Source organism: Streptomyces sp. NPDC005496 (assembly GCF_042872045.1).
GTDB lineage: Bacteria > Actinomycetota > Actinomycetes > Streptomycetales > Streptomycetaceae > Streptomyces.
On record NZ_JBIAJQ010000004.1, the window covers coordinates 492,852 to 514,099 of the forward strand.

16 protein-coding genes are annotated in these 21,248 nt (G+C 71.1%); 9 read left to right on the top strand and 7 right to left on the bottom strand.

Translation table 11 applies throughout. The features are described 5' to 3' along the window. Positions 1–8: 8 nt before the first annotated feature. On the bottom strand, positions 9–929 hold the full coding sequence (locus tag ACFYQQ_RS14705) for a LysR family transcriptional regulator (RefSeq protein WP_355793753.1): 921 nt from the start codon (positions 927–929) through the stop codon (positions 9–11). Between the two features lie 318 nt (positions 930–1,247). Here ACFYQQ_RS14705 and ACFYQQ_RS14710 point away from each other — a divergent pair, with 318 nt between their 5' ends. Continuing rightward, on the top strand, positions 1,248–2,015 hold the full coding sequence (locus ACFYQQ_RS14710; protein WP_355793755.1) for an enoyl-CoA hydratase/isomerase family protein: 768 nt from the start codon (positions 1,248–1,250) through the stop codon (positions 2,013–2,015). A 340-nt stretch (positions 2,016–2,355) separates the two neighbouring features. Beyond that, positions 2,356–3,489 carry an abortive phage infection protein gene (locus tag ACFYQQ_RS14715; protein WP_356165782.1) on the top strand — a complete coding sequence of 378 codons (1,134 nt, stop codon included), beginning with the start codon at positions 2,356–2,358 and terminating at the stop codon, positions 3,487–3,489. A gap of 76 nt (positions 3,490–3,565) precedes the next feature. On the opposite strand, the gene ACFYQQ_RS14720 is transcribed toward ACFYQQ_RS14715, so the two are convergent. Continuing rightward, positions 3,566–4,447 carry an NlpC/P60 family protein gene (locus ACFYQQ_RS14720; protein ID WP_355791141.1) on the bottom strand — a complete coding sequence of 294 codons (882 nt, stop codon included), beginning with the start codon at positions 4,445–4,447 and terminating at the stop codon, positions 3,566–3,568. A 196-nt stretch (positions 4,448–4,643) separates the two neighbouring features. After that, complete coding sequence (locus ACFYQQ_RS14725) at positions 4,644–8,504, bottom strand: helix-turn-helix domain-containing protein (protein WP_388904684.1); 3,861 nt, start codon at positions 8,502–8,504, stop codon at positions 4,644–4,646. 283 nt (positions 8,505–8,787) lie between these two features. Here ACFYQQ_RS14725 and ACFYQQ_RS14730 point away from each other — a divergent pair, with 283 nt between their 5' ends. After that, positions 8,788–10,695 (top strand): hypothetical protein, encoded by a 1,908-nt coding sequence (locus tag ACFYQQ_RS14730; RefSeq protein WP_388904686.1) that lies wholly within the window; start codon positions 8,788–8,790, stop codon positions 10,693–10,695. Positions 10,696–10,785: 90 nt separating this feature from the next. Here the strand turns inward: ACFYQQ_RS14730 and ACFYQQ_RS14735 are convergent, their stop codons facing one another. From ACFYQQ_RS14735 to ACFYQQ_RS14745, 3 genes are all read right to left on the bottom strand, one after another. After that, entirely contained in the window at positions 10,786–11,463 is a 678-nt protein-coding gene (locus tag ACFYQQ_RS14735; protein WP_355788794.1) for an alpha/beta hydrolase, read from the bottom strand. Positions 11,464–11,636: 173 nt separating this feature from the next. Beyond that, positions 11,637–12,551: a hypothetical protein gene (locus ACFYQQ_RS14740; protein WP_355788797.1), complete on the bottom strand. Its 915-nt coding sequence runs from the start codon at positions 12,549–12,551 to the stop codon at positions 11,637–11,639. A gap of 122 nt (positions 12,552–12,673) precedes the next feature. Next, the gene (locus ACFYQQ_RS14745; RefSeq protein WP_355788800.1) at positions 12,674–13,066 is read right to left on the bottom strand and encodes a peptidase inhibitor family I36 protein; all 393 of its coding nucleotides are present in this window, start codon (positions 13,064–13,066) and stop codon (positions 12,674–12,676) included. Between the two features lie 290 nt (positions 13,067–13,356). Here ACFYQQ_RS14745 and ACFYQQ_RS14750 point away from each other — a divergent pair, with 290 nt between their 5' ends. After that, positions 13,357–13,767 carry an FKBP-type peptidyl-prolyl cis-trans isomerase gene (locus tag ACFYQQ_RS14750; RefSeq protein ID WP_355788803.1) on the top strand — a complete coding sequence of 137 codons (411 nt, stop codon included), beginning with the start codon at positions 13,357–13,359 and terminating at the stop codon, positions 13,765–13,767. Positions 13,768–14,049: 282 nt separating this feature from the next. Here the strand turns inward: ACFYQQ_RS14750 and ACFYQQ_RS14755 are convergent, their stop codons facing one another. After that, entirely contained in the window at positions 14,050–14,262 is a 213-nt protein-coding gene (locus ACFYQQ_RS14755; RefSeq protein WP_355788806.1) for a DUF4287 domain-containing protein, read from the bottom strand. A 507-nt stretch (positions 14,263–14,769) separates the two neighbouring features. Here ACFYQQ_RS14755 and ACFYQQ_RS14760 point away from each other — a divergent pair. From ACFYQQ_RS14760 to ACFYQQ_RS14780, 5 genes are all read left to right on the top strand, one after another. After that, on the top strand, positions 14,770–15,510 hold the full coding sequence (locus ACFYQQ_RS14760; RefSeq protein WP_355788809.1) for an alpha/beta hydrolase: 741 nt from the start codon (positions 14,770–14,772) through the stop codon (positions 15,508–15,510). Between the two features lie 515 nt (positions 15,511–16,025). Then, on the top strand, positions 16,026–17,210 hold the full coding sequence (locus tag ACFYQQ_RS14765; RefSeq protein ID WP_356165941.1) for an aromatic ring-hydroxylating dioxygenase subunit alpha: 1,185 nt from the start codon (positions 16,026–16,028) through the stop codon (positions 17,208–17,210). Positions 17,211–17,474: 264 nt separating this feature from the next. Continuing rightward, positions 17,475–17,936 (top strand): SPW repeat protein, encoded by a 462-nt coding sequence (locus tag ACFYQQ_RS14770; protein ID WP_355794101.1) that lies wholly within the window; start codon positions 17,475–17,477, stop codon positions 17,934–17,936. A gap of 388 nt (positions 17,937–18,324) precedes the next feature. Beyond that, entirely contained in the window at positions 18,325–20,010 is a 1,686-nt protein-coding gene (locus ACFYQQ_RS14775) for a ribonuclease J (RefSeq protein ID WP_355794100.1), read from the top strand. A 342-nt stretch (positions 20,011–20,352) separates the two neighbouring features. Continuing rightward, the gene (locus ACFYQQ_RS14780; RefSeq protein WP_355793705.1) at positions 20,353–20,829 is read left to right on the top strand and encodes a hypothetical protein; all 477 of its coding nucleotides are present in this window, start codon (positions 20,353–20,355) and stop codon (positions 20,827–20,829) included. Positions 20,830–21,248: the final 419 nt, after the last annotated feature.

Sequence of the window (21,248 nt, forward strand, 5' to 3'; positions counted from 1 at the left end):
TCCGCCTCTCAACTCGTCCCGCTCATAGGCGTTTTCGTTGCCGGCTGGTCCAAGGCGGCGACCAAGTGGCCGAGATCCCGGCGGTGGGAGCCCGCGTTCCACACGGCCCAGGTGCGCCGGACGACGGGGTGACCGACCAGCGGGAACCAGGTGACGGTGTCCGGCAGAGGTTGGGACCAACCCGGCGGCGCCAGGGTGAAGGCGCGTCCGGCGCTCACGGAGGCGAGCTTGACCTCGGCGATCAACGGCTGTCCGTCGGGGACCTGCGAGCCCGGGTCGATGCCGTGGCTGCGCAGGATGGCGGTGAGCTCGTCGTACCAGGCGGGGCTGCCGGAGCGGGGGAAGCCGACCCACGCAAGTGCGTTCAGCGCGTCCAGGCGGATGCCGTCGGGTCCGGCGAGCTCGACGGCACGCTCGGTAGCGAGCAGTACGCCCAGACGCTCCTCGACCACCAGTGTCGCGTCAAGCTCCTGACCTTGAGGGCGCTCTCGCAGCAAGCCCAGATCGAGGCTGCCCTTGTGCAGTTCCGTGATCTGCGCGGAGGTGGAGAGGTGCCGGGCCTGGACCCTAATGTCGGGGTGGGCGGTGGAGAGTTCGAGCAGTGCCTTGGACAGCAGGTCGGCCGGCAGTTCCAGGGGGATGCCGATCCGGAGCGTGGCCGAGCTCTCTCCGGTGCGAGCAGCCATGACCGCGAGTGCCTGGTCGTAGCGGGCGAGAACGGCACGGACCTCCGCGAGCAGCGCCAGACCGGTTTCCGTGGCCCGTACGCCGGTGGAGGAGCGGATCAGGAGCTGCTGACCGAATTCGCGTTCCAGGGCGCTCACGGTCTGGGACAGGGCGGGCTGGCTGATGTGCAGCCGTCGGGCGGCCGCCGACAGGCCCCCTTCTTCCACCACCGTGACGAACGCGCGCATCGCTCGGATTTCCATGCTCCTATCGCATCACGAGCCAGGCGCGGCCGGTCCCTCGCGCCGCGTGCACGATCACGGCGGTGTAGCTGTCCGTGAGGCGTGGTGCTCACGGCCTCGGAGCGGGTCCCTGGTGGTGCGGCCCTCTCCGGGGCGGTCCGCATGAAGCCGCCTGGTGCCCGCCGGTGTACGGGGGCAAGGCTCCGCACGGCGCCATCACCGGTTCTTATGGCAGCCCTCGGCAAGGCCTCTGGCCAGGCGCTATGCATGCAGCGGTGTCGGGAGTTGAGTAGGGGCACAGGGCGGAAGGACCGCCCGAGATCCTTCAAGGAGCCCCTCGTGTCCCAGCAGATCCCGTCCTACTTCACGGCGTTCAAGAACCTGGCGATGAGCCGTACGGAGTCGGGTGTACTCACGCTGCGTTTCCACTCCGACGACGGTCCGGCCACGTTCACCGGCCAGACGCACACCGACTTCCCCCGTGCCCTGTTCGAGATCGGTGAGGACCGCGACAACCGGGTCCTGGTGCTGACCGGCACCGGTGACCGGTTCATGACCGACATCGACGGTGCCAGCCTGGGCGACATCACCAAGCCGGCCCAATGGGACCGTACCCTGGCCGAGGGACGGCGTGTGCTGCAGCGCCTGGTCGACCTGGAGATGCCCGTCATCGCCGCGGTCAACGGCCCGGTGTCCGTCCACAGCGAGTACGTCTTGCTGGCGGACGTCGTCATCGCCGCCGACACCACCGTCTTCTCCGACTTCCCCCACCTGACCTTCGGCATCGTCCCCGGGGACGGCATCCAGATCGCCTGGGAGGAGGCCCTCGGCGTCAACCGCGCCCGCCATCTGACCCTGACCCAGGGCTCCTTCACCGCCGAACAGGCCGAGCGCTGGGGCGCGGTGGCCGAAGTACTCCCGCTGGAGGAGGTCGTGGCCCGCGCCCAGCAGCTCGCCGAGGATCTGGCCGCCAAGCCGCAGCTGCTCACCCGCTACCTTGCCGTCACCCTGCGCCAGCGCATCAGCCGCCGCATGGCCGAAGGCCTTCAGCTCGGCATGGCGCTGGAGGGTCTCACCGCGGCCGACCTCGCCTACCAGCAGCAGTGAGCGAGGACGTGACGGCACCGGGCCGGTTGCCTTTCCTGCGCGAGCGAGAGCAGAAACAGCCCTCGAACCCCGGATTCCGACCTCGCGGGGCCATGGATGCCCGACCCGCGCCGAGGGCACCGCTGGCACGGGCGAAGACCTCGACACCCTCGCCTCACAGGCACCGATCGGCCCATGGGGGACGCACGCACTGAATGTCGCCGCGCTGCCGGCTTCGACGAGCAGTGGTGCCGGAAGTCGCGCGGTCGCCTCCCTTCGTCTGCCGTCCGTAGACCATCGGCGGACGCCCCGCGGCGGGGCCGTTTCCCACACTGGTGGCACGACGGGACGGGGAGGCGCGATGCGGGACATCACTCGAGGCCGGTTTCTGGCGATGGCGGCGGGGGCGGGCGCCGCGGCAGCACTGCCGGCGGGTTCGGCGGTCGCCACGGCAGGCGGTCCGCGGGCAGGAGACAGGGGCGGCCGAGGGCTGACCCACCGGGGTGTGGTCTACGAGGTCGGAGAAGGTGAGACGCCCGGCACCGCGTGGAGCGCCGCGCGGATGCGCCGGGACATCCGGGCCGTCCGGCAGGACCTGCACGCCGGTGCCGTCAAGGTCACCGGCGACGGCGTCGGACGACTCACCACGACGGCCGCCGAGGCCGCCGAGCGCGGACTGCACGTCTGGCTGGAGCCGACACCGGCCGACATCCCGCAGCGGGAGATCCTCGACCAGCTGGCGGAGACGGGCAGGTACGCCGAACGGTTGCGGCGTCAGGGCGCCGGCGTGCACCTCAGCGTCGGCTGCGAGTTCATCCTGTTCGTGCCCGGCATCGTCCCCGGGGCCGATGTCCGCGAACGCGTCGAGAACCTGCTCACCGGCAACTACGACCCGGTGCGCACGGCGCGCCTGCTGCGGCGCTTCACCGCGCGCGCCGCCTCCGTGGGCCGGTCCGTCTTCAACGGGCGGCTGACGTACGCCGCCGCGCAGGACGAGGACGTCGACTGGAGCCTCTTCGACATCGTCGGCATCGACTACTACGGCTACTTCCGGCAGCGCCGCGACCACGTCCGGGAACTGTCCCGGTACACCCGGTTCGGCAAACCGCTCGCCATCATGGAGTTCGGTTGCTGCACCTACAGGGGCGCACCCGAGCTGGGCGGCATGGGCTGGGACGTCGTCGACTACGACCAGCAGCCCCCGCGGGTCAAGGACGGGCTGGTGCGCAGTGAGCGCACCCAGGCGGCGTATCTGACCGACGTGCTGTCGGTGTTCGAGTCGATGGGTCTGTACGCGGCGCACGCGTACACCTTCGTCACTCCCGACGCCCCGCACCGCCGGGAGCCGCGCCTGGACCTCGACATGGCGAGCTACAGCATCGTGAAGACGATCGAGGACCGCCCCGGCGACCCGGAGTCGGGTCGGCACTGGGAACCGAAGGAGGCGTTCCACGCGCTGGCCCGCCGGTACGCGAGGGCGGCACGGCACCACTGAGGCCGCTCACGCCACAGGGCCCGGCACAGGACGTGCCGTGCCCCGGGGTCAGGAGCGGTGTCCCTGACCGACCGCGCTAGGAGCAGGTGGGCACCCCGTCCAGCCAGGCCGGCCCCTGGATGTAGATGTTGGTGACCCAGGCCCGGTAGTCGGGCAGGTAGGACCAGACGTCGTTCGTGTAGCCCTCGGCGGTGACCGTCTCCGCGTGCTTCTGGCACTCGACGCGGATCGTGGTCGCGTCGGGGAAGGCGTACACACGCCGGCTGGGGGTCGAAGCCTCGGCGTGGGTCCACACCCCGGTGCCCCAGGTGCGGTGCACATGGCCGGTCACGGGGCCGGTGTTGACGCGCAGGGCGCCGAAGTAGTCACCGCCCAGACGCACTTCGCTGACCATGATGCGGGTGCCGGACTGCTTGGCCTCGACCATCTTGCCCGCACCGAGGTAGATGGCGATGTGATGGATGTTGTCGGAGGTGCCGTAGGCCAGCAGGTCGCCAGGGAGCAAGGGCGCTTGGCCCTGGGCGGCGGTGAAGCGTGCGGCGGCGCGGACGCTGTAGTACTGGGTGTCCGCGCTGCCGTTGAGGATGTCGGAGCCGACCGCCTGCGCGTAGGCGTAGCGGACCAGGCCGGAGCAGTCGAAGCCTTTGCGCTCGGGGTCGTGTTCGCTGGCGGGATCGGTGGGGTCGATCTGGCCGTAGGTGGCGCCGGGTTGGGCACCGTGGCCGCCGCCCCAGCTGTACCAGGTGCCGGCGGCGACCTGCGTGCAGGCCGCCGCCACCGCTCTGGCCGCGGCGTCGGAGGCGCCCGGTGCCAGCACGCCGCAGGTGTCGGCGGCCCGCTGGGCGGGTGGTGTGGCGGCTGACGCGGTCCCGCTGAGAGGGCCCAGCAGAACCATGGCCGGCAGAGCCATGAGGAAGGTGAGGATCGTGATGAGTTTGCCGCGGATGCGCGTGCGCATGTGGTCTCCCCCGTCGGTCGGTTTTCGGGACTCGTCGTCCGGTGCGGTGCCGTACCCGGTGGCGATGCCTTCGCCGTAAGGCTGGTTCGGCCTGGACGGCCGTGTCCAGGGACGCGGGGTCGACCATAGGGGCGGGAAACAGGAAACCCTTCCGGGAAACCCCCTGCCCGCCACCGCCTTCAGCGGCACGGCGCCGTCAGGCGTCGCAGGACGCGTCGGCGCCCGGCCGGGCGGCGGCGCCTCGTCCGCGTCTGTCGGCTGTGCCGCCGAGCCGGCACACGGCGGCGAGTCGGGCGTCGAGGTCGAGGTCCCACAGCCGCACCGTGCCGTCGTTGCCGGCGCTGGCCAGGGTCCGGCCGTCCGGGGCGAAGGCGACGCCCCACACCGCGTTGATGTGGCCCGTCAGCGCGGCGAGCTGCCGATGTCCCGTCACGTCCCACAGCCGTACGGAACGGTCGTTGCCGCTGCTGGCCAGGGTGCGGCCGTCCGGGCTGAAGGCGACCCCCCGCACGGCGCCGGTGTGGCCGGAGAGGGTTGCCACAAGGCGCCGGTTCGCGGTGCGCCACAGCCGTACGGTGCCGTCGTTTCCGCTGCTGGCCAGGGTCCGGCCGTCCGGACTGAAGGCGACCCCCCGTACCGCGCCGGAGTGTCCTCGCAGTACTCCCAGCGGGCGCTGTCGTGCCGCGTCCCACAGGCGTACCGTCAAGTCGTCCCCGGCGCTGGCGAGGGTCCGGCCGTCCGCGCTGAACGTGACATCGTTGGCAAAGTCCGTGTGGCCGCGCAGCGTTGCCAGCCGTCGACGGGTCGCCGTGTCCCACAGCCGCACGGTGTGGTCGGACCCGGCCGACGCCAGGGTGCGGCCGTCCGGCGCGAACGTCACCGCGAACACGGATCCCGAATGCCCTCTCAGCACGCCCAGTTGTCTGCGTTCCGCCACGTTCCACAGGCGGACGGTCGCGTCGGAGTCGGCCGAGGCGAGGGTGCGGCCGTCGGGGCTGAACGCCACCGCGAACACGGAGCCCCGGTGCCCTTTGAGCACCGCCAGCTGCCGGTGTTCGGCCACGTCCCACAAGCGGACGGTGTGGTCCGCGTCGGCGCTCGCCAAAAGCGTCCCGTCCGGGCTGTAGGCCGCCTTCCACACCTCGGTGAAGGGTCTCGCGGTGAGCACGGAGCGGTCCAGGTCCCAGATCACGGTGGACTGGTCGAACCCGGCGCTGGCCAGCAGGGCGCCGGACGGACTGACCGCCACGCCCATCACGTAGTCCGTGTGTCCGGCCAGCGTGGTGGTGAGACGGCGGCCGGACACGTCCCACAGCCGCACGGCTCCGTCGCCGCACGCACTCACCACCGTGGTGCCGTCGGGCGTGAACGCCACGGCGTTCACGTCGTCGCCGTGACCGGTGAGCGTGGCGACCGGCTTGTGCCCCTTCACGTCCCACAGGCGTACGGTCCGGTCGGCGCCGCCCGTGGCCAGGGTGCGGCCGTCCGGGCTGAACGCGGTACCCAGCACTTCGTCGGTGTGGCCGGTGAGCACCACCGGCTCGCGGTGTCCGGCCACGTCCCACAGACGTACGGTCCCGTCGGCGCCCCCGGAGGCAAGGGATCGGCCGTCGGGCGACCAGGACAACGCGTCGACGCCTCCGCTGTGGCCGGTCAGGGTGGTGACCGGCCGCGGCGAAAGGCCGTTCCACAGCCGGATCCGGCCGTCGGCGCCCGCCGAGGCCCAGCGCCGGCCGCGGGACTCGAACACGACGTCTCCCAGCCGCCCGGCGTGCGCCCGCACGGTCGCCACGGTCCGTCCGCGTACCGTGTCCCACATCTGCACCGTGCCGTCCGTGCGGCCCGCCGCCAGCAGGTGCCCGTCGGCGCTGAAGGCGACCGACCGCACCCGGCCGGACCCGTCGACGGTCGCGATCCGCCGGCGGTCCGAGGTCCGCCACACCGCCACGGTGCCGTCCGAACTGGCCGTCGCAAGGCGCCTGCCCGCGGGGTCGAAGGCCACGTCGTTGACCGGCCCGTGCTGACCGGTCAACCGGCCGGCGAAGTACTGGGCCTGCGTGCTGAGCAGCGCACCGCGGGCCTCCGTGGTCGGCGACGTGCGGTAGGCCCGCGCGGCCATGAGCATGGACTCCTCGGGCCGGCCGGCCGCCAGTGACGTGGAGGCCACGGCGAGGGCCTGCGAACGGGCGACGCGCCCCTTCTCCAGCGCGCTGGAGCGCTGCTGCACCGCCAGGGCGCCGGCGGTCACGGCCAGGGCCAGCAGCACGGTCAGCATCGCCAGGAGCCGCCGCTGCTGACGGCCCTGCCGCCGGGCCTGCTCCAGACCACGGCGCTCCTCCGCCTCGCTCGCCGCGAGGAACCGCGTCTCCTGGGGACTGAGTGCCGCCGCGCCGTCCACGTCCTCGGCCGCCCACAGCCGGACGGTGGCCAGCCGGCCGCCGCGGTAGAGGACCGACGGATCCCGCGCCTCGCGCTCCCATTCCGCGGCGGCGTCGGCGAGTTGCTGCTGGACGAGCATCCCGGCGCGGCCCGCCTCGATCCATCCGCGCAGGCGCGGCCAGGCGTGCAGCAGCGCCTCGTGGGTGATCTCCACGGTGTCGCTGTCCAGGGTGATCAGGCGCGCGCGGACGAACGCGTCCAGTGCCCGGGCGGCGTCCTCCCCCTCGTCCGGCTGCTCCAGCAGTGCGGCCCGGTCCACCCGGCGCCGAGTCTGTCCGCCGTCCTCGTCGACGTGCACCAGCCGCACCAGCATGCGGCGGATCATCTTGTGTTCGCCCGGATGGAGCCGCGCGAAGACGTCCTCCGCGGTCCGGGCGACCGCTCCCCGGATGCCCGCGGTGCGCTCGTATCCGGCGAGGGTCAGGACGCGGCCCTCACGGTGCTGCCAGGTGGCCAGCAGCGCGTGGGAGAGCAGGGGGAGCGCGCCACGCGGGGCCGGCGTGGAGTCGGCCGGACCGGTGCGGGGGTCGGAGAACGGCTGGAGGTCACGCAGGATGAGCTGGACCAGGCCGTTCTCCATCGTCAGACCGGCCCGCTCCGCCGGGCGGGTGATCGCGGTGCGCAACTCCCCCACCGTCATGGGGCCGAGCACGAACAGGCCGTCGGCGAAGGCCGCGGTCAGCTCCGGGTGTTCGAGGCAGCGGCCGCAGAAGTCGGCGCGCACGCCCAGCACCACGACGGCCGCCGGCGGCTCCGGCCCCGTGGCCCGCCTCCCGGCCGGCTCCGCGGCTGCCGACTCCGACAACACCCGGATGAACGCTCGCCGTTCGGACTCGTCGGCGCACAGGGTGAAGACCTCCTCGAACTGGTCGACCAGCAGCACCAGACGGTGGCGCGGCGACCGCTCCCCCCGCGCTGTCTCCGGCCCGTCACCGGTGACCGCGTCCACGGCCCGCAGCAGCAGGCGCGGGTCGCGGGCCACGTCGTCGGCGGTGACGCCGAGATCGGTACCGAGGACTTTGGCCACGCTGTACAGCAGTTCCTGCAGAGGGTGCGCGGTGGGTGTCAGCACGACGACCGGCCACCGGGCGGAGCCGGCCATGGGCAGCGCCCCACCACGCATCCGGGGCATCAGACCGGCGTTGAGGAGCGAGGACTTGCCGGAGCCCGAGGGCGCGACCAGCATCAGCGGCCCGCGGTCGACGCGCTCGAAGACCCGGTCCAGCAGGGCGGCAGTCGCCTGTTCCCGGCCGAAGAACCACTCCGTGTCCTGGGCGGTGAAAGCCGACAGCCCCCGGTACGGGCTTCGTTCGGCCTCTCCCGTCACGACTCGCTCCGCGGCGCCTTCGCCTATGGCCCTCGGTAACAGCCGCAGCAGCTCTCCCCCGGCGGACAGCACGTCGTCACACCGGCGTGCCACGTCCTCCGTGGGCGGTTTCGCGCCGTTCTCGATCTTGCTCAGGTAGCCCTTGCTGTAGTGCACCTGGCGTGACAGAGCCGCCAGTGAGAGGCCCCGCTCGTGGCGCAACTGCCGCAGCCGCACGGCGAACCCGGCCGCATCGGAGCCCGGTCTCCCTGCTCCGAAAGCGCTTCCCCGCGTGTCCGATCGCTCGTCCATGCCAACCCCCATGGCAGTCCGTGCTGAGCCGCCGGCCCGGTCAAGACCGGCGAACTCATCACGCTACAGCCCGGCACCGACATACCGCGGGGCGCCGGAAGAACGTACTCCGGAGGGGTGGCGGTGAGATGACGGGAGCCATGGACCACCGGTCGGGAGGAGTCGGCACGGCGGGTGGCCGTCCTGCACTCCTCGGCAGTGAACGGAGCGGAGGCGGGCAAAGGCCGGTTCGGCCCCGGCCACGGATCTTGTCCGACCGCGGAGCGACTCGGATCATGACCACATGCAGCACCACGAGAAACTCCACGCACTACTCACCCGCGCCGGCGTTGAGGTCGTGGAGGACGTACGCCCGGGCGGCCTGTTCCCTCCGGAGGCCGGCTGGCGGATCGCGCGGGGGATCGCGGCGCCGGACGGCGCGGAACGGGAGGTCCTGGATGCCGCGTGGTGGGACCGACTCCGCGATGCCGACGGCGAGTTCCTGGTGGCGGTGCTCGGGCACCGGATCGGCGGCAACGACTCCTGGTGGACGCGGGTGCGGCACGTCGGCGGCGTGCCGGAGCTGACCGGCGATCCCGGCTTCGTGGCGCTCTCCCTCGACGGTCAGGTGCTGCTGGCGGTACTGCCCGGTGCGGGTGGGCCCCGGGTAACGGCCCTCGACCGGCTGCCCGAGCAGTTGGACGAGGTCGCCGAGGCCGCCGGGCGCGAGACGCAGGGCGAGCGCGCCGAGGTGTGGACGGCGGTGCCCGGCTCACGTGCGTGGCCTCTGCACTGGGCGGAGGGCATCGGGTCCAATCCGGCCGCGACGGACGAACTGCTGATCCGGCTGCTGGACGTGACAGACGGCTTCCTGCACGGATGCGACCGCCCCGCAGTCCTCGACGCCGCCGTGGACCACCCCGACCCGCGGGTGCGGTCAAGGCCCGCCGACACCTTCCGGCCCAAGCTGACTTCCGAGCAGTGGGTACGCCTGATCCGCGCCGAGCCGTCGCCCGAGCGACGCGTGCTGTGGGCGGAGCATGCCCTGGCCTGGGACGCCGTACTCCCCCAGGACCTGTACGACGACCTCCTCGCGGGCCCGGCCCGCGCACGAGCCGCCGAACTCCCGCGACTTCCCGCGCGGTACCTGCGGAGCCTCGCGACCGACGCGGACACCCGGGTGCGGGTGGCGGCCTGTGCCCGGTGGGAGGACCTCGACGCCCCCTTGCGGGAGCGGCTGTCGACGGACGCCGACCACGCGGTGCGAACGGCCGCACTGCTCGCCCACCACACCGGCGTACCCATGCCTCACGAGGTCTTCGCCGCCCTGCCCGACCCGCGGCCGGCGCTCGAACGGTGCTGCTTTGCAGCCGAGTTGGAGGCGGAACTGATCCGGGACGGGGACACGGAGGTACGTCGGGCACTGGCCGCCAACCCTGGCCTCAGCGCGCACGGCGTCGCCGTACTGGCCGAGGACCCGCGGGACGAGGTCCGCTCCGCCGTGGCGCTGCGCCCCGACCTCACCGAGGAGCAACGTGCCGCGGTCCGCCACGACTTCGACCCGACGTCGATGTCGCACACCCTGTCCTGGGTGGAGGACCTGCACGGGGACGCCGACGCGATGCGCCGTCTCGCCGCGTCGTGCCATCCGCTGGTCCGCCGCAGCGTGGCGCGAGCCCGGCACCTCCCGCCGGAGGTCGTGGCGCGCCTGGCGCGGGACGAGGACCGAGCTGTGCGCCTGTTCCTCGCCGAGTCGTGCGAGGACGCGCCGGCCGACCTGCTGCTGGAGGTCTGGCGATGGTGGGACGGCAGCTTCAGCCACCCCGACCGGCCCCGGAGTCACCCGAACTTCCCCCGCGCGGGCCTGCTGCGCTACAGCGCCGACAGCAGCGGGCGCATGCGCCGGCTGGTCCTGGACGACCCTGAGGCGACACCGGCCGACGTCGCCCGCCTGGCCCGGGATCCCGAAGCCGAAGTGCGCCGTCGCGCGGCTGAGGACTCCCGGCTGTCTCCGGCCGACGCGGTGCGGCTGCTGAACGACCCGGATTCCCACGTATGCGGCATTGTGGTGCGCAACCCGCGGCTGCCGGCCCGCGTCCTGGCGGGGCTGTTGCACGACCGCGACACGGCCTCCTCGGCGAGCGCCAACCCCGCGATCCCGGTCCCCGTCCTGTACCGCCTTCTCGCCGCGGCTGAGGCACCCCGACGCTGAGCTCCGTCATCCGGGCCCGCATGCGAGACGGCTCGCGTCCGTGCCCGACCTGGTGACCCACCGCTGCGGCGAGCGCGAACGCGCGTTTGATCAGGCCGAGTTGGTCGACAACGAGCCCAGAGCGACCGCCAGGCGGTGCGGGTCCCGGCGGGCGATGTTGTGGCCGACGGGGATCTCGAGGTATCGCCATCCTTCGTCGTCCCGAAGCCGTTCGGTCAGTGTCGTGAACGGGCTCCCCTGCCACGGACCACCACTGATGAAGGTGCGGCGTGGCGCGGGGCCGGGGGTGCCTGTCAGCCTGATCGACTGCACGAGGCTCGCCAGCGGGTGTGGTCGCGCGCGGGGGGCGAGCCCGTCGGGAACGGCCACCCATCGACCGTCGGCGCGGGCACCGGCCATGAACATCTCGCGGAAGCGATCACTGGTCAGCGACCAGCACGAGTCACCGTCGTCCGGGACGTAGGCGTCGATGTAGACGAGCTGATCGATGCGGTCGCCGAGCCGGTCCGCGACACCCGTGATCACCATGCCTGCGTAGCTGTGCCCGCACAGCGCGACGGGCGTCCCGTCACCACCGCCGACGAGCTCGGCCACCTGGTCGATATGGGTGTCGAGGTTCGGCGGACGGTCCACGTCGGGCGGGCCGTCGGGCTCCAGCCCCGCCAAGGTGACCGCCTCGACGTGGTGACCGTCGCGGCGCAGCTCGGCGGCCACCGGGTCGAAGACCCATCCGCCCTGCCAACCCCCGGGCACCATCACGAACTTCACCGCGTCATCGTAGGTCAACCGACCCCGCGGGATCTTGCAGAAGGCACGGGGACGACGGAGGAAGCGGGCGACCCTGCAATCCTTCCGGTCAGCTCTGGAGCGGAGGGGGCGGAGGGGCCGGAGGAAGGCCAACGCCCGCTTCTGCGGGTTCGGTGAGGAGAGAGAGGCGCCGATCAGTCGGCAGACGCGCGGATCACCCCGTCTGCTGCGACGAGTTGATCGTGCTTGCGTGCGGCCAGCCGGGCGACCCGGTCACCGCCCGCCTTCAGGATTTGCTTCTGATAGGCGGCATCGACGGCATACCAGACGCCCACCACATTCGTACGCCGCTTGCATGACACGTCGTCCCTCGCCACGGTCTTCTCCCGGTCGGAGACACGGGTGCCGCTGAACGCCTTGTCGTTGATGGCCTGCCAGGGATCCCGGTAGTCGTGGCCCTTGTCTCTCATGCACGCCGCCCAGGAGCGGAACGCCCGCCTCACCCTCGGATCCTTGGACGCCTTGAGCACGCTGTCACTGTCGATGCGCCGCACGACGTCGGGATCGCCGAGCTGCCCCTTGCCCGCGAGGGTGCGCCGGGCCTCGCCCATGCAGCCCCCGTCCGGCACTGCGGCACCGCGGTAGGTGAGTCGCTCCCGGTCGCGCGCCTGAGCACTGCCGGGTGCCGGTCCGGCCAGGACGGTCAACTGAGTCGCGCTCAGCCGGGGCGGGCTCGGGGGCGCGGTCCGTGTGGCATCGGGCAGGTGGTAGCCGCTGGCACGGGCGAGCCGCGCGTCGGCGAGACCGTAGCGCCGCTCGGTGCGTGAACGGACCACGGTGGCCCGCCTTTCGGCCGGGGGCCGGTACTCGATGCCGTACCGCTTCATGCACGCCACGGCCAGGAGGTTCTGCGCCCGGTTCAGCCGGACCCACTCCTTGTCGTCGAACTGATAGCGCTCCAGAGGCAGTTGCAACCGGGCCGGGTCGAGAACCGTCGGCGTCGTCTCAACTGCGGGGCGGCCGGGGCCTCCGTCGCCGTTCGCCGCGGTGGAGCAGCCGACGGCGCAGACCATCACCACGGCAACCGCGGCGAGCGTCCTCGCGTTCATGACTCTCCCCCTCCTCACTTGTGCCGCACTCGGATGGGCGCCCCGCCTCACACATGGGGGGGCGAGCGAACCGCGGGGCCCGCCCGGAACGGACGAGCCCCGCCGGCTTCCACGTGCCGTGGTCACACCCAGTTGAACGACGCGTTGTCGTTCCAGGCCCTCACGAGGTTGACCGAGCCGTAGGCCGGCACGTCGTCGTAGGGGCCGCTGAAGTTCTCGTTGTAGTAGACGCGGCCGAGCAGGCTCCAGCGGTTGTACGCCGACGCCGAGTTGTTCTTCACCCGTTCGCCCTTGCCGGAGCCGGCGGACAGGAAGACGTCGCCGCCGAAGTCGCTGGTGGAGTAGAAGTAGTCGTGGAAGGAGCCGCTGAGGTTGCCGCCCCAGTACAGGCACATCTCGGCCGACTCGCAGACCCCGTTGTGTCCGGCTGCCTGTGCCGAACCCGACGTGGCGACCGTTCCGGCCACCGTGGCCGCCAGGACGGCCCCGGCCGCGGCGAACTTCTTCAAACGCATGGTTGTCTCCCCGTGGTCGATGGTGCTGCTTGGTCTCTCGGATCCCAATGTGGTCGCGGCATCCTCGCCCGGGCGACCGGTTTCCCGTTGCCCGTGCCCGCGGAGGCAGGGAAACCGGCTCCGGCCAGTCCTTTCCTGGGAGGCGGTCAACCTCGCTACCGCGTACCGCCGCAGCCAGGCCTCCTCCTGGAGCATGGGCATCGCCGGTAGCGTGATCGCCTGCCGCATGGATCGTCCATGTGTCCGGCCGGCCCGTGCGAGGGGCCCCGGTGACGAGCGATGGGACCGTGATGAGCGAACCGACCAAGCCGAGCATCGAGGTTCCGGAGGATGACGCACCCTCCGAGCTGACGATCAGAGACCTCGTGGTCGGGGACGGAGCCGAGGCGCGGCCGGGCAATGTCGTCCAAGTTCACTACGTGGGGGTCACGTTCGCGTCGGGAAGGGAGTTCGACTCCTCCTGGGACCGGGACCAGCCGTTCAAGTTCGCCGTAGGGGGCGGCAAGGTCATCAAGGGCTGGGACCGGGGAGTGCGGGGGATGAAGGTCGGCGGCCGACGCGAGATCATCGTTCCCCCGCGGCTCGGTTACGGCAGGCAGTCACCCTCTCCGCTGATCCCCGCGGACTCGACGCTGATCTTCATCGTGGACCTGCTCACGGTCGTGAGCGGGCCCGCCGGAGCGAGGCCCGGCTCGGCCTGAACCTGGCACGCCGCTGACGAGCTGGTCCAAAGCGGCGAAGGAGCAGGCATGGAAGAGCTGGTACGGCGGCAGAGCGTGAGCGCGTATGTGGGGTTTCACGCGTTCGGCCTGCAGGAGTCCGACGATGCGGACCTTCAACGACCACCTCGGCTCGCGTCTGATCCCGACCACTGCGAACCGCTCCCCGACGTCACGGTCTTCCGTGACACCGGGCGCCACCTGCAGACTTCAGCCTGCCGGACCGCCAGGCCGAGAAACGCCTGGCCCCGCGCTCCCGCCTGACTAGGCGCCGGCGTCCTCGGCGAGGGTGTGGGCGACAAGGGCGTTGGCGTGGCCGTGGCCCAGGCCGTGCTCGGACTTGAGCCAGTTGACGAGCTCCATGTGCCTGGTGAGCGGGGAGGCGCGGATGAGCTCCTTCCACTCGGCGATCGGGCGGCCGTACTTCTTCTCGATGGAAGGGAAGTAACTGGCGGGGCCTTTCACTGCGTCGGTCATGGGTGCCCTCTCCTCTGTCAGCGGTCCCGGTGCGCCGGTGGTGCTCGGTGGCGTGGTGTTGTCGTTTGTCCGACCGATCCGGGCCGGGAAAGTCATCGCTCCCGACGACGTGCGCTGGGTCACAATCGGTTCGGGCGCTCTCGCCGGACACACCTCGCCGGGGCGGCCGGCCCACTCCCGCCGGTCAACTTCCCTGCTGCGCAGCCTGGTTCCCACATACAGGGTGGCGGGTTCTTGCCGGCAGGTCGATGCGTGACACGTGACGGTCGCTGGTCCCCGCGTTGCGGGCGTCGAGCAGTTTCGACTCCTCAACATCCAGTCATGGAGCCCAGCGCGAAAACCGTTTGGCGAGCCACACGCACCCCTGCTACTTTCGCCAAGGCCGTGCGAGAGAACAAGGAGGTGGTACCCGTGAACGAATCGACATGGGTGCTCTCCTCCAGGGTCACGGTCGGGCAATAGGTCGCCCGGGAGCGCCGTTCAGCAGCACTCCCGAAAGGCACGACCATGGCCCTTCACTTCACTTCCGAGCAGCGCCTCGACGACGGCGTCCTCGAACGTGAGTTCACCCTCGGCGACATCCCCGGCATCCTGTGGACGCCCGCGTCCGCTCCCGCACCGACGCCGCTGATCCTGCTCGGCCACCCCCCGCTGGGGCTGGACAAGATGTACCCGCGGCTGGCGGCGCGGGCCCGGCAAGCCGCGGCGGACGGTTTCGCCGCCGCCACCATCGAACTCCCCGGAAGCGGGAAGCGTCCCCGATGGGCCGCCGCCGAACAGGCCCGCGCCGACCTGCGCCGCACCCTGGAAGCCGGCGAGCCGGTCAGCGACGAGATCATCGACGCCCTCACCATCCCGCTCGTCGACGCGGCGGTCCCGGAATGGCAGTCCACCCTGGACGCTCTCCTGTCGCTGCCCGAGATCGGCGGCCCGGTCGGGTACTCGGGCGGGGTGATCTCCATCGGCGTCCGCCTCGCAGCGGTCGAGCCGCGCATCGTGGCCGCCGGCCTCTTCGCCGGGAGTTTCGTACCGCGCGCCACATTCGAGGAGGCGCGCCAGGTCACCATCCCGCTGCACGTCCTGCTCCAGTGGGACGACGAGAGGAACGACCGGCAGGCGGCCCTGGACCTGTTCGACGCCTTCGGCTCCAAGGAGAAGTCCCTGCACGCCAACATGGGCGGACACACCGGCGTCCCGCAGTCCGCCGGGGACGCCGCGGCCCAGTTCTTCACCCGGCACCTGAAGTAGGTCCGGGCCGCCAAGCCTTCAGCGGACCGTCAGCCCCGAACGGCCAGGATGCTGCTCACCGAGAGCGCATCCCGGGGCTCTGCCGCGGTTCACGGCCGTGGGTGGGCCCCCGCCGAGCCGGCGGGGGCCCACGCGGCTCGCAGCCGTTCCGGTGTCGCGGGCACCGGCTCGTTCCGGTGCCGAGTGCCGCCGCGCCGGGCGACCACCCTCCGCAGATTCCACCCACCGGCTGCCCGTCGGCTTCCGGACCGTCGCCACGACGGACATCCCACCCACGCACCACCGCGGTTGCCGCCCGGGGCTCGCCCGGCGAACGTGGGGAGCTGAAGCCCCCCGCGGCGCGCCGAACGTCCATGACCGAGGACCGGTGTGCGGCAGCGCCACGGGACGGCGTGAGCCGACCGCGGCCCCACGGCCGTACGTGGCCCTGTCGCTAGCGCAAGGGAGCACAGCCCATGACCGAGGCCCGGCCCGGCAGCCCCGGAGCGGACCGGCACGTCGCCGGCAACCCGACGATGCCGGCGCGTCCCCTCGCGGACTCCACCCCGGCGGCTCGCCCCGGCGCGGGCATCGACCTGCGGCGGGTCGGCATCTCCCCCGACCACTGGTATCCGGTGGCGACCTCCCGGAACGTGAGGCGCAACCGCACTTACGCGACCGCCTTCGCCGGCGAACGCATCGCTCTCTACCGCGGGAGCAGTGGCACCGTCCACGCGCTGGAGGACCGCTGCGCGCACCGCCAGGTACCGCTGAGCATGGGCGTGGTGGAGGGCGACACCCTGCGCTGCTGCTACCACGCCTGGGCCTATCGCGGCGATGGGCGCATCTCGCAGATTCCCTACCTGCCCAAGGGGTGCGAGCGGCCGCCTCGCGGTGTGCGCTCGTATCCGGTCCGCGAGGCGTACGGCCTGGTGTTCGTGTTTCCCGGAGAGGCGGCTCTGGCCGCGGCCGCGCCGTTCCCGTCCCTGCCCGAGTACCACTCCCCCGCCCACCGGACCATGACGTTCTCCCGGACCGTGCGGTGCCATTACTCGTTCATGCACGAGAACCTGCTCGACATGAACCACCAGTTCCTGCACCGGGGCGTGCTCGGCAGGATCCAGCCCGAGTTGCTCGGCTACGAGAGGGGCCCGCGGCACGTCGAGGCCCGGTACCTGTTCGTACCGGCGGGAGGCCGTAAGGACCGGGGTGCGGGCCTGTTGTCAGCGGAGGGGATCGGCGGCAAGGACACGCCCGATGTGATCACCATCCGCACGCAGTACCCGTACCAGACGCTGCGGGGCGTTCCCGAAGGCACGGACAAGCCCGCGTTCTCGCTGTGGGCCGCCTACGTTCCCGAGGACGCCGAGCAGCGGGTGAACCACGCCTACGGTCTGCTCACGATCGCGAAGCCGTCGGTGCCCGGGGCGATCCACCTCGCGTGGCCCCTCATCCGCCGCTTCACCGAGCGCGTCTTCGCCCAGGACCGCATGGCGGTCGAGGCCGAGCAGCGCGCCTGGGACGAGCAGGGCGAGGACCGCAACCACGAGGTGTTCCCGCTGATTCTGGACGTCCGCGACGTGCTGCGCAGCAACGGCGTGCCGCTGCGTCCGTCGGACGGATCCGGGTGCGGCCCCGCCGGGTCGGCGCGGCGAAACCTGCTGGAAGGTACGCGGGTGACGCATCCCGGTGAGGCGGCGGCCGACGGTACCCGGGGCTGACGTGGCGCCGTAGGAGCGGCGGTTACCGGAAGGGCTACGTTCGCCGGTTCCCGTCTGTCGATGGTCTACCGGCAGGGCGGCCCCGCCCGTGGCGAAGCCCGACAGATATTCGCCACAAAGGCGTGTAAAGGCTCCATAAACAGCCACTCGGGGCCCAAAGAGAGCCATCTAGTGCACGGAGTGCGGTGGAGCGAGCAGCTAGACGCCGACCGCATTGCAAAACAAGAGGTGAAAGCCATGTCCACATCCGCTTCCCGGCCATCCATGGAGATGCACCCGGACATCATCGAAATGCGTGAGCGCCACGAAATGGCCGAGCGTGCCACCAGCACGCCGCAGGGGCAGGCGGTCGGAACGCTTGCCTTCCTCACCGGGATCTACCTGGCGGCCTCCCCGTGGATCACGGGCTTCAACGGACTGTCGACGCTCGCCGTGACCAACCTGCTCGTGGGTATCGCCTACGCGCTGCTGATGAGCGGAGGGTTCGGACGGGCGTACGAACGTACGCACAGCATGGCGTGGGGCGCCTGCGCCCTGGGCCTGTGGACGATCGTCGCGCCGTGGGTGGTCGCCGGTGACGTCAGCACCACGAAGACCGTCGTCAACAACGTCATCACCGGAGCGATAGCCGCTCTGCTGGCCATAGCCGCCAGTGCCGCCACCCGTGCGGCGGAATCCCGCAAAGCCCGATCGGGCATGACGGCGCCGTACCCCCGGCACGGCTGAGTCGCCTTTCAAGGCAAGCCTGCCGGGCTAGGCCCGTCGGTCGCCGCCTGGGCTTCCGGCAGCTCGGGCGTCTGCCCGCACCAGCGCACCAGCGCACCAGCGGAAAGGTGCGCTGGTGACGGCTGTGCTCAGACCGATTCCGCCGTCGGAACGACCGTGCGGTGGGGGCGAGCAGCGGCCTGAAGCACGTCGAGCCGATCATGCGCCTTGGCCGGCGTTCGCCGTACGCTCGGCAGGAGATACCGCCCTCACCCTCCCTTCCCGGGGCGGACGGCGCGAGCCCGCCCCGGGAAGGGAGGGGGCACGCGAACAGCCTCCGTGCGCCGACAGGCGCGCAGATCGCATGGGCAATGGATCATCCATTCCCGCTCTCCGGTAGTTTCGAGACATGAGTCATCCGCATCCAGACCTCAAAGCCGCCCCGCCCCTTGCCGAAGGAGGGCTGCGGGTCATCGCCCTGGGCGGCCTGGGTGAGATCGGCCGCAACATGACCGTCTTCGAGCACGCCGGCAAGCTACTCATCGTCGACTGCGGTGTGCTGTTCCCCGAGGAGACCCAGCCCGGCGTGGATGTGATCCTGCCGGACTTCACCTCGATCCGGGACCGGCTGGACGACATCGTGGCCATCGTTCTCACCCATGGCCATGAAGACCACATCGGCGGCGTGCCGTACCTGCTGCGCGAGCGGTCCGACATTCCCGTCGTCGGCTCCAAGCTGACGCTGGCGTTCCTGGAGGCCAAGCTCAAGGAACACGGCATCCGGCCGCGCACGGTGCGGGTGCGGGAGAGCGACCGGCGCCGCTTCGGGCCCTTCGACTGCGAGTTCGTCGCGGTCAACCACTCCATCCCGGACAGCCTCGCGGTCGCGATCCGCACCAGCGCCGGGATGGTGCTGCACACCGGCGACTTCAAGATGGACCAGTTCCCTCTCGACGAGCGCATCACCGATCTGCGCGCCTTCGCCCGCCTCGGCGAGGAGGGCGTGGACCTCTTCCTCACCGACTCCACCAACGCCGAGGTACCGGGCTTCACCACCTCCGAGCGTGAGCTGAACCCGGCGATCGAGCAGGTGATGCGCACCGCGCCGCGCCGGGTCATCGTCTCCAGCTTCGCCAGCCATGTGCACCGGATCCAGCAGGTCCTGGACGCCGCCCACCAGAACGGCCGCAAGGTCGCCTTCGTCGGCCGCTCCATGGTCCGCAACATGGGCATCGCCCGCGACCTGGGCTATCTGAAGGTCCCCTCCGGACTGGTCGTGAGCACGAAGGAGCTGGAGAAGCTCCCGGACCACAAGATCACTCTGGTGTGCACCGGCTCGCAGGGTGAACCGATGGCGGCGCTGTCACGGATCGCCAACCGCGACCACATGATCCGCATCGGCAAGGGCGACACCGTCCTGCTCGCCAGCTCCCTCATCCCCGGCAACGAGAACGCCATCTACCGGGTGATCAACGGCCTCACCCGGTGGGGTGCCCATGTGGTCCACAAGGGCAACGCCAAGGTGCACGTCTCCGGGCACGCCAGCGCCGGCGAACTCGTGTACTGCTACAACATCGTCAAGCCCCGCAACGTCATGCCCGTGCACGGCGAGTGGCGTCACCTGCGGGCCAACGGCGACCTCGCGATCCGTACCGGTGTCGACCCCGACCGGGTCGTCATCGCCGAGGACGGCGTCGTGGTCGACCTCGTCGACGGGCGCGCGTCCATCACCGGCAAGGTTCCGGCCGGCAACGTCTACGTGGACGGCATGGAGGTCGGCGGCGCCACCGAGGCTTCCCTCAAGGACCGCCTCACCCTCGCCTCCGAGGGCGTGGTCACGGTGGTCGCGATCGTCGACGCGGACACCGGCGCCCTCGCCGAGGCCCCCGACTTCCTGGCGCGTGGCTTCGTCCACGACGACGCGACCTTCGAGCCGGTCATCCCCGTCATCGAGAAGACCCTCGCGACCGCGGCCGAGGAAGGCGTCGGGGACGCGCACCAACTCGAACAGCTCGTCGGCCGGGCCGTGGCGAACTGGGCGTTCCGCACCTACCGCCGCAAGCCCCTCATCATCCCGGTCATCATCGACGCCTGAGGCCGGCACAGCTGTGCTGCCGGCCGGCTCCTGAGTATCAACAGCCCGTCGGCACAGCCGAGTCATGAAGGTCAAGCATCCCTGGCAAGTGCCCGTACCGGTGCGGGACGGCCAGACACGGGAGGTCGCCCCGCAGGGGGTGACCTCCCGTAGTGCTGCCAGACGGACAACGCAGAGGAGTTAGCCCGGCCGAGGCGGCATCCGACCCTGGCTACGCAACTGGGCGGCAAAGCAAGCGAGTTGCTGTCAACTTCCTTGTGGCGGAGGCATGACACAGGGCGGTGCAGGCACTACGTTCCCTGCTAGGTCTATGCCAATGCATGGCCGGAAGGGGAGGAACTCGTGAGGTTCACGAAGGTCCCGGTGGGGCTGAGCAGAGCTGCCGTCACGGTCACGGCCATGGCGTTCGTCGCCGTGCTGGGCTCAGCCACCACAGCCAGCGCGGGTGCGAGTTGCAGCGTGGCCGGGTGTTCGTCGTCAGTCAACGACACCAACTTGGGGGCGACGGCGCTCAAGAACTGGTGCCGGGCCGGCGACAGCACAGGGGCGTGGACGGCGACCCAGCCGACCTGCAAGAGCGACGACGTGGCGCAGACGACCTACTACCTCTCCGTGAACGGTGGCCACACGCCCTACCGCGAGGACTGGGACACGCTGCGCGTGGACGCCGGGTACTGCTACAAGGTGAAGTTCATCGTCGACCTGGGCTCGGACTTCACCCGGACCTACGACCGTCGCGGCACGACGGCCGCGTACGTGAAGGCCGCGGACAACGCGGACGCCCACGTCATCGGCCAGAGTTCCAGTTCCTGCCCGTGATCGGGACCGTGCCGCTCCGGTAGCGACGGTTACTGACGGTCGGACGTCGGCCGGAGGCGATCCCCGTGCGGAGAGGGGAGGTTGTCGCCGCGTTGCCGTGGCGGCACCTGAAACGGACGGCGGGGTCAGCTTCCGGCTGGGCTGGAGGATGGTGTTTCCTGCCGGCGGATCCTGCTTGCGGTCATCGGACACCGTTGCGCCGGACCGCCCGGCTCGGCCAGTTTCCAGCCGCGTGGCGGGGTGTTCAGTTCCGGGTTGATGTGGAAGCAGGCGGTCCGACCGGAAGGGGCGACGGATTTCGGTCGCTTCCGAACACGCCGACAGGTCTAAACCTTCTGGGGCCGTGACTCCCGAGTGCCGTTTTGCGGGCTTTTACCGGGCTTGCGGCGAGGAAGAGGTGGGGCTGATTCCAGGGTGAA